This window comes from Mesorhizobium sp. WSM4850 (assembly GCF_055811735.1).
In genome coordinates, this window is the sequence record NZ_JBVVPV010000002.1 from 326624 (window position 1) to 338295 (window position 11672).

9 protein-coding genes are annotated in these 11672 nt (G+C 62.3%); 5 read left to right on the forward strand and 4 right to left on the reverse strand.

Annotated features, from left to right (window positions below):
* Positions 1-130: 130 nt before the first annotated feature.
* Positions 131-2686 carry a protein translocase subunit SecDF gene (secDF, locus tag AC0L2Z_RS04620; protein WP_473626881.1) on the reverse strand — a complete coding sequence of 852 codons (2556 nt, stop codon included), beginning with the start codon at positions 2684-2686 and terminating at the stop codon, positions 131-133.
* Positions 2687-3392: 706 nt separating this feature from the next.
* Positions 3393-3650, reverse strand: a complete 258-nt coding sequence (locus AC0L2Z_RS04625) for an SRPBCC domain-containing protein (RefSeq protein WP_023796954.1) — start codon at positions 3648-3650, stop codon at positions 3393-3395.
* A gap of 45 nt (positions 3651-3695) precedes the next feature.
* Between AC0L2Z_RS04625 and AC0L2Z_RS04630 the strand changes: the two genes are divergently transcribed.
* On the forward strand, positions 3696-3842 hold the full coding sequence (locus tag AC0L2Z_RS04630; protein WP_156942541.1) for a hypothetical protein: 147 nt from the start codon (positions 3696-3698) through the stop codon (positions 3840-3842).
* A gap of 604 nt (positions 3843-4446) precedes the next feature.
* Here the strand turns inward: AC0L2Z_RS04630 and AC0L2Z_RS04635 are convergent.
* Complete coding sequence (locus tag AC0L2Z_RS04635; RefSeq protein ID WP_473626882.1) at positions 4447-5250, reverse strand: NAD(P)-dependent oxidoreductase; 804 nt, start codon at positions 5248-5250, stop codon at positions 4447-4449.
* A 94-nt stretch (positions 5251-5344) separates the two neighbouring features.
* On the opposite strand from AC0L2Z_RS04635, the gene AC0L2Z_RS04640 reads away from it, so the two are divergent.
* A complete protein-coding gene (locus AC0L2Z_RS04640; protein WP_023796951.1) occupies positions 5345-5668 on the forward strand; it encodes a winged helix-turn-helix transcriptional regulator in 324 nt (107 codons plus the stop codon).
* A gap of 426 nt (positions 5669-6094) precedes the next feature.
* Here AC0L2Z_RS04640 and AC0L2Z_RS04645 read toward each other — a convergent pair whose 3' ends face one another.
* Positions 6095-7234 carry a LacI family DNA-binding transcriptional regulator gene (locus tag AC0L2Z_RS04645; protein ID WP_023796950.1) on the reverse strand — a complete coding sequence of 380 codons (1140 nt, stop codon included), beginning with the start codon at positions 7232-7234 and terminating at the stop codon, positions 6095-6097.
* Positions 7235-7826: 592 nt separating this feature from the next.
* Here AC0L2Z_RS04645 and AC0L2Z_RS04650 point away from each other — a divergent pair.
* From AC0L2Z_RS04650 to AC0L2Z_RS04660, 3 genes are all read left to right on the forward strand, one after another.
* A complete protein-coding gene (locus tag AC0L2Z_RS04650) occupies positions 7827-8789 on the forward strand; it encodes a sugar-binding protein (RefSeq protein WP_473626884.1) in 963 nt (320 codons plus the stop codon).
* Between the two features lie 222 nt (positions 8790-9011).
* The gene (locus tag AC0L2Z_RS04655; protein ID WP_023796947.1) at positions 9012-10556 is read left to right on the forward strand and encodes a sugar ABC transporter ATP-binding protein; all 1545 of its coding nucleotides are present in this window, start codon (positions 9012-9014) and stop codon (positions 10554-10556) included.
* Positions 10557-10638: 82 nt separating this feature from the next.
* Positions 10639-11634, forward strand: a complete 996-nt coding sequence (locus AC0L2Z_RS04660) for an ABC transporter permease (protein WP_023796946.1) — start codon at positions 10639-10641, stop codon at positions 11632-11634.
* The last annotated feature ends 38 nt before the right edge of the window (positions 11635-11672 follow it).

Below are 11672 nucleotides of genomic sequence, written 5' to 3' on the forward strand. Positions count from 1 at the left end.
CGGTGCATCGCTCGGACGAACGCGAATGGCGGCTCGAGCACCGTCACGCGGACCCGCTCGTCCCGGGTGTCAGCCTGGAGCAGGCGGCCGCGCTGGAGCTACAGCGGACCCAAAGAGATGGCACCGCCCATTACAAGGCCTGTTGCGCCGGCGGCTCTTTCGCCACTGCGGCTTCCTCCTGGCTGAGGGCGCCCGGCCGGAGCTTGAACAGGATCAGCAGCGGCCCGGCGACGAAGATGGAGGAATAGGTCCCGGCGAGGATGCCGAAGATCATTGCGACCGTGAAGGACTGGATCACCTCGCCGCCCCAGATCGAAAGCGCCGCCAGCGCAAACAGCGTGGTCACGCCGGTCAGGACCGTTCGCGCCAGCGTCTGGTTCATCGACAGGTCGAGCAGCTCGGCAATCGGCATCCTTTTATAGCGGCGCAGATTCTCGCGGACCCGGTCATAGACAACAACCGTATCGTTGATGGAATAGCCGACAATAGTCAGGATCGCGGCAATCGAGGTCAAATTGAACTCTATGCCGGCGACGACGTAGAAGCCGACCATCAGGATCACGTCGTGGAACGTCGAAATGATGGCGCCGAGCCCGAACTGCCACTCGAACCTGATCCAGATGTAGACGAGCATCGCCAGCAGCGAGGCGAGCACGCCCATTGTGCCGTTGAACGCGAGTTCGGAGGACACTGTCGGACCGACAACCTCGATGCGGCGGAACTCGTAGTCGGTTTCGAGCGCGCTTCTTACCTTCTCGACGGCGGACTGTTCGGCAACGTCGCCGCCCCCCTGTGTGCCAATGCGGATCAGCACATCCCGGGCCGAGCCGAACTCCTGCACCTGCACCTCGCCCAGTTCGAGACCCGTCAGCCGCTCACGGATGTCGCCGATGTCGGCCTGCTGGCCCTTTGCCTGCACCTCGATGCTCGAACCACCGCGGAAGTCGATGCCGTAGTTCATGCCGACAGTGAAGAACAGCACCGCCGAAGCGATCGACAACAGCACGGACAGCGTGAAGGCGTATTTTCTGAAGGCCATGAACGGCACGCGCGTGTCGTCGGGCACCAGCCGCATGACACCGGCGGGCATGGTTTTCGGCCGCTGCCGGCGAAGCCAGAACGCGACCAGCCAACGCGTCAGCGTGAACGCCGTGAACACGGTGGTGACGATACCGATGGCGAGGGTGACGGCAAACCCCTTGATCGGCCCCGAGCCGAGGAAGAACAGGATGACGGCGGCGATCAGCGTCGTCACGTTGGCGTCGACCACAGTCGCCAGCGCCTGTTTGAACCCGGAATCCATCGACTGCACGATCGAGCGCCCTTGGCGGTTCTCTTCGCGGACGCGCTCGAAGATGATGACGTTGGAATCGACCGCCATGCCCATCGTCAGCACGATGCCGGCGATGCCAGGCAGCGTCAGCGTCGCCCCGAGCACGGACAGGACGGCGATGATCAGTGCGACATTCGCGAGGAGCGCGATATTCGCGATCAACCCCAGTCGCCCATAGGCGAACAGCATGAAGCCGACGACGAGGACCCCGGCGATGATTGCCGCGAACTGGCCCGCCTCGATCGAATCGCTGCCGAGGCTCGGACCGACGGTGCGCTCCTCGACGATGGTGAGGTCGGCAGGCAGTGCACCGGCGCGCAGCAGGACCGCAAGATCGTTCGCGCTCTCCACCGTGAAACTGCCGGATATCTGCCCGGTGCCGCCCAGGATCGGTTCGCGGATCTGCGGCGCGGAGATCACCTCGTTGTCGAGGATGATCGCGAACAGGCGCCCGACATTGGCCTGGGTAGCCTGACCGAAGCGGGTGGCGCCGCGGCTGTCGAAGCGAAACGAGACCACCGGCTCGTTGGTGCGCTGGTCGAAGGTTGCCTGCGCATCGACAAGGTTTTCGCCGGAAACGATGATCCGGTTCTCGATCAGATGCGGAACCCGCGGTTCTTCCGTCGAATACATCACCGTCGAGCCCGCCGGCGGGCGGCCGGAGATCGCCTCCTCGACCGGGATCGACTGGTCGACCATTTGGAAGGTCAGCTTAGCCGTCTGTCCGAGGATATCCTTCAGCCGCTGCGGATCCTGCAGGCCCGGCACCTGGACCATGATGCGGTCCGATCCTTGGCGCTGGATGATCGGCTCGGTCGTGCCGAGTTCGTTGACGCGCCGGCTCACCACCTCGATCGATTGGGTCAGCGCCGCGGCGATCCGGTAGTCGATCCCGGCTTCGGTCAGCGTGAAGCGCAGCAGGCCCGGTTCCGGCTCGGTCATCTCCATCTCGGTCACCGAGCCGCTCATGAACATGCCCGTCGAGATCGGCTGCGCCAACCTTTCGAGCGCGCTCTTCGCCGCTTCGATCTGGCCTTGGTCGCGAATGCGGACCTGGATGGAATTGGCGGTGCCGGCAAGCCCGGTATAGCCGATCTGGGCATCGCGCAGCGATGTGCGGACCTCGTCGCGTGCCGCTTCGAGACGTTCGTTGGCAAGGTCCTGCCGATCGATCTGGAGCAGGATGTGCGAGCCGCCCTGAAGGTCGAGCCCCAGCGTCAGCTGCTGCTTGGGCAGCCAATTCGGCAGCGATGCCAGAGTGGAGGCGGGAACCAGATTGGGAGCTGCGTAAAGAATACCGGCCAGGACCGTCAGCCAGATGAGAATGGTCTTCCAGCGCGAAAAATGCAGCATGTTCTTGTCCGTTCAGCCCATATCGGGCGCAAACCGCCTCCGACAAGAGCTTTGGCGTTCCGATCGGCGAGCAACTCGACGAACGGAACGCGATGTGAAGTTTTGCGAGTCTAGAGCCGCGGTCGCGCGGCCAGGTTCACGCCGTGAGAAGCGGAGGCGCGCGCGCATCAAAGGCGCGGATCGGCGACAGTTCCGGCCGGCCGTCAGACCATATGCCAAACGGTGCGGCTGACGCAGTTTCGAGCGGCAGCCGCAAATCCGCGATAATGCAAAACGGCTTGCCATCTCTCGCAATGACAGGTGTCTTGACACGGGAAGTCTCAGCACCGACGTGGCGCGCAATACTGCGGGCAAGGACAGTCGGGTGTGTGACCGGTTCGGTCTCGCCGATTTGGCCTTCGGCAAGGTCATGCGCAACCTGGTCGGCTGTTGCCGCAGGAATGGTCCAGAGCAAAAAGAGCAGCGAAGCCAGCAGCCGCAGACCGGCACCCAGGCTGAGCAGGACGCCAGGCCCGTCCCGTCCTCGGCCGCCTCGTCTCATCCCATCGCTACGGCTTGCATACACTGCGACCAATACGCTTTCGCTTTCGTTGCCTCGGTAAGCGGCGAGCCGCTTTCCTGGTCTCACTATAGCACTTGCGTTGCGAATTGAAGCGCAGCTTTCACGTACTCAAAGGGTAAGTCAGTTGGCCGATCGGTTGGCAGCCTACCGCTTCTCGATCAACCGGACATAGTTTTGCAGGATACAGCTCCAGCCACGATCGGATTCGAAGATCTCACGCACCGCTTCACCGGCCGCGCCCATGTTCTCAAGCTGACGATGCTCGAGCTCGACGCGAGTCGCGTTCTCGCCGGCCTCGGAGAACTTGACCTCGACTTCGGTCAGCAGCGACGGATCATATTGCCAGTCGGCGCGAATCCGCCATGCCAGGACGATGCGGTTTGGCGGTTCCCAGGCCAGCACTTCGCCCCAGTCGCATTCCGTCCCATCCTCGCCACCGATATCAGCATGTATTCCAAGGCGATGGCGGCAAGCGGCGTCGCTATTGCGAGATTATCGATCGGCTGGTGGCGCACGGGCAGGCACGCGCTGGTCGATCAGCTTGACCGTGCCAACGGCCCAAAAAAGCCGATGATACGCGTTATTCGCTTATGACCAGGGTCGAGGAAGGCTATGTCCAAACCCTCAGGGAAGGACGATCGATCAGGCATCACAAACTTCCACGCAAAGCGTCCGATCCCATGATGAACATCCACGTCACTTGTCCGTAGGATGCGGGCACCGGGACGCTTGGCCAGAACTCTTGCGATGTGCGCGAGCAGTTCTTCCGCGCCAGTCGCATGGACTGTAGGGTCTGTGTATGTCGCGCCATCGCTCCAGATCGGTAACAGCAATGCCCGCCGCTGCTCGGCGTTCTGATCGGACCAAGCAGCACAGTACGAATCGATGAGAAGCGTCAAAGGCATTCTATTCCCCCAGGTAGGTCACTGGTCTGACCGGCCCATGCTCGGACAACAAAGCCCGATCCCGCTGGCTGACGGCAAAGCGTGGTCCGCCTCAATAAGGCCGGAGACCAAATCCGCTCAGCCAGTCAGAAGGGATCCGCCTCGCACTCCAGATCGGAGAGATCTCTTATCCGGACATCCCAGAAATTGCGACAACGCTGCGAAATCATCATGTAAGTGGCCAGCTGCAATCGCCCGTTGGAAGATCGCGTCGTAACCGTCGGCCACAGAGCGGTCGATCTTGCGCGCCTCCATCAGCTCCAAAAGATGCTGGAATGCGCCGTAATGCGCGGGGAGATCGACGAAAGCGTCTCATCGTCGCTGGCAAAACGGCCAGCATCCGTTCGCTTGATCAGGTCGGCGACAAGCCCGTCAACAACAGGTGCTGTTGCGGTCCACTGCCGAGCCAACTCGCCGAGGTCGATCTCTTCGGCCTGACTCACGGCGATCGCATGCAGCGTGCCGAACAGCGCGCCCCACATGAGAGCAAGCAGCGCGCTATCAAGTGCGTTCGCACGTCCCGGCTCTTCCCCGATATGCTGGACATTGCCGCCCAAGGCACGAAACATCTCCTCGTTCGCGTCGAAAGCCTGCCTTGGCCCCGAGATCAGTATCGTCCCGGCATCTGTGCCGATGAAATCCGGCGTGGCCATGATTGCGCCATCGAGATAGCTGGCTCCGTGCTCGGCAAACCATTCAGCGGATTCACGTGCGCCATGCGGCGTTCCCGAAGTGAGTTCCACGACCAGCTTGCCGCGAATAGCTGAAGCAACAGCATCGTCGTGCAGAACTGCAGCGGTTGCCTGGTAGTCGCTTACGTTCACAATGACAATTTCAGCCGCATTGACAGCTTCCAGGACGGACCCCGCGACAGTGGCGCCGAGCGTGGCCAGCGATTCGGCCTTCTGTTTCGTCCTGTTCCAGACCGTCGTCCGATATCCCGACCGGAGCAGGGCGCGGGCGAGCGCCGATCCCATACGACCCGTCCCGACAACGCTGATTGAAAGCTTCATTGCAACACTCCATGCCAATAGACGCCAATAGGCGAGCGGCGCCATGGTTTTGCCGTCAAGGGCAGAGGTATGTCGGAGTGAATGGCGCGCACAATACGCACCTGGAGGTAAGTGGTTACACAAGGGTAAGGAGAGCATCATGAATGAGCCGACGGGCAATTGCGGCTTCGCAACGGCGATCAAGGCGATCGAAGGGAAGTGGAAAGTGGACATTCTTTGTGAGCTTGGAACGGCGTCTCGCAGGTTCGGCCGATTGAGGCAGTCCATTCCGGCGATCAGTGAAAAGATGCTGACGCAGCAATTACGCGAACTGGAGGCTGACGGGCTTGTGAACCGAGAAGTCTATCCGGGATCGCCGACCAAGGTCGTCTATTCGTTGACAGAAAGCGGAGCGGCGCTCAATGCTGGAGCAGAGGCGTTATGCCGTTGGGGTGAGCAATTCCCTTCCCGCACCGATGCTTAAGGATGCCGTTCGCCATGCGAGTTGGAAGTTGGCTCATGGCGCTTCGCCCTCGGCCGGAAACAGCCAGACGTCCGTCCGGCCAGATGATCTGCGGCGGCCGCCGGCCGTAACCGACGAAATCGCGCTGCGGGCCATGGCGATGCTGGAGCTTCATGGCAGTACAACTTCTGGCGGGTTGCCGACCCGCATGGACGAGTCAGCGAGGAGATCGGGCTCGAAGGCCGGCGCGGAACGGCGAACCAGATCAGATTTACCCTTGGATCCAACCAGACTGCAGCAACCGTATGTCAATCCGCAGAACTCGTAATACAAGAATCCCGATCCACCATGCCAGGCGACAATTCGGGCCACTGCCCTTTGCGGGGCGCTTGTCCGGCTTGGAGCGGCATCAGTACGGCGTTTGCATTGACGGAAGTCTGGAGGTGCTCAGCTGGCTGTCAGCCCGTGTGTGCGCCCAGGCGCCACAGCACTGACCGATTCCCGCTCGACCAGCGGGCATTCAAGCTTGGTAATGGGGTAGCGGCCGCGGCCGGGCGGTGCAGGGACTTCCAATTGCTCGATCGCCCATTGCCCCATCGCCATATGCGGCAGGATCGACGTCGTCAAAGGCGGGAACAGATGCCGGGCGATTTCCTCGTCGTCATAGCCGATCACGGAAATATCCCCAGGGATGTGCAGGCCGGCTTCCTTCAGCGCTTCGTAGCAGCCGATCGCGGTTCGGTCGTTCTGGCAGAAGATTGCGGTTGGGCGGTCCTTGAGCGCCAGAAGCTTGACGGTCGCGGCGTAGCCGGCGCTCGCTGACCAGTCGCCCTCGACCACCAGCTCCGCATCGAACGGGATGTCGGCCGTCGCCAGCGCCCGGCGGTAGCCCTTCAGCCGATCCTGCGCCGCCTGCATCCACGGCTCGCCGGTGATGGTGGCGATGCGTCGGTGGCCATGGCTGATCAGGTGGCGGGTGGAACTCTGCCCGCCGGCGATTTCGCTCGGCACCACGGCGGGGAAGGCGTAGTCGGCGGTATAGCAATTGAGCAGGATGACCGGGATATCGAGGTCGTAGAGATAGTCGGGCGCGGCGATCTCGCGCGTGAAGATGGTCATGTAGATCAGCGCCGAAATGCCTCGCTTGGTCAGTGCCGCAATCGCGCGCGGCTCCATGACGGAATCACCCAAAGTCTGAGCGACCAGCACGACGTTCCCGGCATTCCACGAGGCTTGGCGCGCTCCTTCTATGGCGACGACTGCCTCGGGACTGGTCGCCAGTTGATCGACTGCGAAGCCGATCACCCCGTCCAGCCCTTCGAACGAGGCGATAGGGCTGCGAAGAGCAGAGAAGGCTGGTGGCGCATAGCCGAGACCCCGCGCGGCCTCAATCACCCGATCGCGGGTCTGCTGCGAGAGCCTTATGCCCGGCGTGTTGTTGAGGACGAACGAAACCGTTGCCTGCGAGCAGCCGGCGGCCCTGGCGATATCGGTCATGGTGACGCGACTCTTGGGATTCTTGGCCGATGGCTTTCGGCGCCGGGAGGCTTCGAGGGCAGGATCGCGCAGATCCGTTGGTTCGCTCATGGCATTGTATTCCATATTCCCGGCTTGGCTAACCAGCGGTCGTCCTGGGACATCATTAAAGACGGCAAGACGGCCGACGGCGCTTCGCATTTATAAAACAGGCACTCGATTAATCATTATTATCATCCTGGCAGCCGAATGGCTAGCAGCACGGAGACAGCGATACGCGGTTCTGGAAGATCGATTGCTGGGAACGTGATCCAATTTCAAGGTTCCCTTTCTCACCACACGGCAGGCAGCCATTCGCCAGCGACAACCAGGTTTCCAACCAGAGACTAATACTATTTACTAATAGCAGTAAGCGTTCTATTCTCAATTCGTCATGCCCGGCTCGGGACCGAACGGGCCATGACGGGAAGCAGGCGTGTGGCGCGGCATCCGGGCTCTTGGGCCGGCAAAGCAACGCCACGCAATTACAGAAATGTCAGACAAATCCGACTATACGAACTGCCAATGAGTCTCTAAAGTCCAAAATCGCGGCTGGGATGGCGCCGTTCTTTCGCTGCCAGCACCCTTGAGGAGGAGGGCGTCCAAGCCGCATTCGACAAAGTTCAGATCAGCGAAAATGACTGGATCAAACGGGAGGTTGAACATGAAATCTGCGATACGAAATGTGTCCGTCGCCGCAGCGGCCCTGGCTCTCGGTCTGTCCTTCACGGCGATCGCCGGTGCCCAGGACAAACCGACGCTGGCCTTCGTCGTCAACGGCGCTTCCGATTTCTGGAAGGCGGCCGAAGCCGGCGTCAAGAAGGCCCAGACCGAATTGCCCAACTACAATCTCGAGCTCAAATATCCGGAACAGTCGTCGGTCGCCATCCAGCAGCGGCTGATGGATGATCTGGTGACGGCCGGCGTCAAGGCGATCATGGTTTCGGCCGTCGATCCCAAGACCTCGACCGACGGGCTCAACAAGATCGCCTCGGAGACGGCGCTGTTCACCACCGACAGCGACGCGCCGCAGACCAAGCGTATCGCCTATATCGGCTCGTCCAACATCGATGCCGGCAAGCAGGCGGCCGAGATCGCCAAGAAGGCGATGCCCGACGGCGGCAAATGCCTCGGCTTCGTCGGCCTGCTCGGCGCCGACAATGCCAAAGAGCGCATCGAAGGCATGAAGGAAGGGCTCGCCGGCACCAAGATCGAGCTGATCGACGTGCGTGGCGACGACATCGACCAGGCCCGCGCCAAGAAGAACGTCGAGGACGCGCTGGTCGCCAGCCCCGACGTCACCTGCATGGTCGGCTTCTATTCCTACAACACCCCGCGCATCTATGAAGCGCTGCGCGACGCCGGCAAGCTCGGCCAGATCACGGTCGTCGGCTTCGACGACGATCCGATCACGCTCGGCGGCGTGAAGGAAGGCACCGTTGCCGCCACCGTCGTGCAGCAGCCCTTCGAATGGGCCTACCAGGGCATGAAGCTGATGGCGGCCTATCTCGAGGGCGACAAGTCGGGCATTCCGGAGAACGGCCTGATCATCATCCCGACCAAGATCATCGGCAAGGACGACGTCGACGCCTATGCCGCCAATCTGAAAGCGATGTCCGGAAATTGAGCGTCGTCGGCGCTGGCCCCTCATCCACCTTCTCCGCGTGCAGAACGGGGAGAAGGGCAGTGGTTGCAACGCTGGCGAATCCCTCTCCCCGTTCTTTACGGGGAGAGGTTAGGGGTGAGGGGCAGCGCGACGCTGGCGTGACTGGCTCCGCTTGTTATTGACGGACCTGATCAGGCTCGTCAATCTGCGGGGAGGCCGGCCCGCCAACTGCTGTCAGGCATGATGAACTATTCCGACGCATCCATCGGCGCATCCACGATTGCCCCGTTCCTCAGTCTCGAGGGCGTGCGCAAGACCTATCCCGGCGTGGTCGCGCTGGACGGGTTTTCGCTGGAGGTCAGGCCTGGCGAGGTTATCGGCCTCGTCGGCGAAAACGGCGCCGGCAAGTCGACGCTGATGAAGATCCTCGGCGGCGTGACCACACCCGACACCGGTACGATCACCGTCGACGGCGTCGCCCATGAGGGGCTGACGGTCGAGGCCAGCATCGGTTCCGGCATCGCCTTCGTCCACCAGGAACTCAACCTGTTCGAAAACCTCGACGTTGCCGCCAACATCTTTTTCGGCCGCGAGCCGTTGCGCGCCGGTCCGCTCAGGCTTGTCGACCGCACCAGGCTGCGCACGCTGGCGGCGCCGCTGCTCAAACGCGTGGGCGCCAATTTCTCGGCAAACACCCCGGTATCGGCGCTGTCGCTTGCCCAGCAGCAGATGGTCGAAATCGCCAAGGCGCTGTCGATCGAGGCGCGGCTGGTCATCCTCGACGAGCCGACGTCGAGCCTGCCCCTTGCCGAAACCGACAAGCTGCTCGATGTCATCAAGGCGCTGAAGGCCGACGGCATCAGCGTCATCTTCATCTCGCATCGCCTTCACGAGGTCGAGCGGGTTGCCGATCGCGTCGTCGTGCTGAGGGACGGCATGCTTGCCGGCACGCTGCCGAAGAACGCCATCAACCACGACTCTATGGTCAAGCTGATGATCGGCCGCATGCTGAAGGAGCGGGAGAAGGCCGCAGAATCGGCCCGCCCGCCCGGCGCCGTCGCACTGTCGGCCAAGGCCGTTCGCACCAGCGCCTATCCAGACCGACCGGTCGATCTCGGCGTCAGGCGCGGCGAAATCCTTGGCCTGGCGGGTCTTGTCGGCTCCGGCCGCACGGAGCTGGCGCGCGTGCTTTTCGGCATCGAGAAGAGCCTTGGCGGCGCGCTCCAGCTTGATGCAAAAGATCTGGTTCTTGGGTCGGCGGCCGACGCTGTGGCCAACGGGATCTTCCTCGTCCCCGAGGATCGCAAGCTGACCGGCATCCTGCTTGACCTGTCGATTGCCCAGAATATTTCGCTTCCCAATCTGCCGGCGCATGCCCGGCGATCCCTGGTTTCTGCCCGCGCCGAAGCCGTCACCGCCGAGAAGCAGAAACGCAATCTCGGCATCAAGGCACCCTCGGTGGCGACTCGCACCGGCACGCTGTCGGGCGGCAACCAGCAAAAGGTGGTGCTGGCCAAGTGGCTGGCCATGAGCCCCAAGGTGATGATCCTCGACGAGCCGACCCGCGGCATCGACATCGGCGCCAAGGCGGAGATCTACGGGCTGATGCGGGCGCTGGCCGATGCCGGCGTCGCCGTGCTGATGATATCGAGCGACATGGAGGAGGTGATCGGCGTCTCCGACCGCATCGCAGTCATGCATGAGGGCCAGATCTCAGGCATTCTCGACAAGGATCAGTTCAGCCAGGAAAACGTGCTGCTGCTGGCCGTCGGCAAGCAGCCGAAATAGCTTTTGTTTGGCGCAGGTTCCGGTCGCAAAACCGCGCAACACTTTTGCGGAACCTGCTTAGGCAGGCATTGGGGAGAAGACGATGAGCAAGAAAGATCTCGGCCTGCTGATCCTGATCCTCGTGGTCGGAGCGGTGGTGGCGATCATCAATCCGCGCTTCCTGCTGCCGATCAACCTCGCCAACACCTCGAACCTGATCGGGCTGTTCGGCATCCTGGCGATCGGCCAAGCCTTCGTCATCATCACCGGCGGCATCGAATTGTCGGTCGGCTCGGTGGTTGCGCTGCTCGGCGTCCTGTTCGTCGATTTCATCGCCACGCGCGGCATGGCATGGCCGGTGGCACTGCCGCTGATCCTGGTGCTTGGCGGCATCATCGGGCTGGCACATGGCTGGCTGATCACGCGGCTCAAATTGCAGCCTTTCGTGGTGACGCTGTGCGGCCTGTTGATCTATCGCGGCGTGGCGCGGTTCTACACAGCCGACGGCACGGCGGGCTTTGCCTTCGGGCAGAACTTTCCGGAGCTCGAATTCCTGACCGCCGGGCGATCCTATGGCGTGCCGAACAGCTTCATCGCGCTGATCGTCATCGCCATCGTGATGTGGGTGGTGCTGCACCGTTCGGTGTTCGGCCGCTACCTCTACGCCATCGGCAAGAACGAGGAGGCGGCGAAATATTCGGGCATCCGCACCGGCCGCGTCGTCATGGCGGCCTATGTCATCTGCGGTGTGCTGACGGCGCTGTCGGCGATCTATTTCGCCATGTACACGCGCTCGATCTCGCCGGCCAGCCACGGCCAGTTCTACGAACTCTACGCCATTGCCGCAGCCGTGCTCGGCGGCTTCTCGCTGCGCGGCGGCGAAGGCTCGCTGCTCGGCGTGATCCTGGGCACGGTTCTGCTGCAGGAACTGCAAAACCTCGTCAACCTGCTCGGCATCCCGTCCTCGCTCAATTTCGCGGTGATGGGCGGCGTGATTTTGATCGGCGTGCTGGTCGACCAGCAATGGGGCGTGTACCGGGAGCGGCGGCTGATGCTGGAGGCAACCCGCAAGGGCGCGGCCGGCGCGGCAGCGGAGTAGCGGCTCCGCCTCTCCCTTCTCCCACAGAGGGAGAAGGT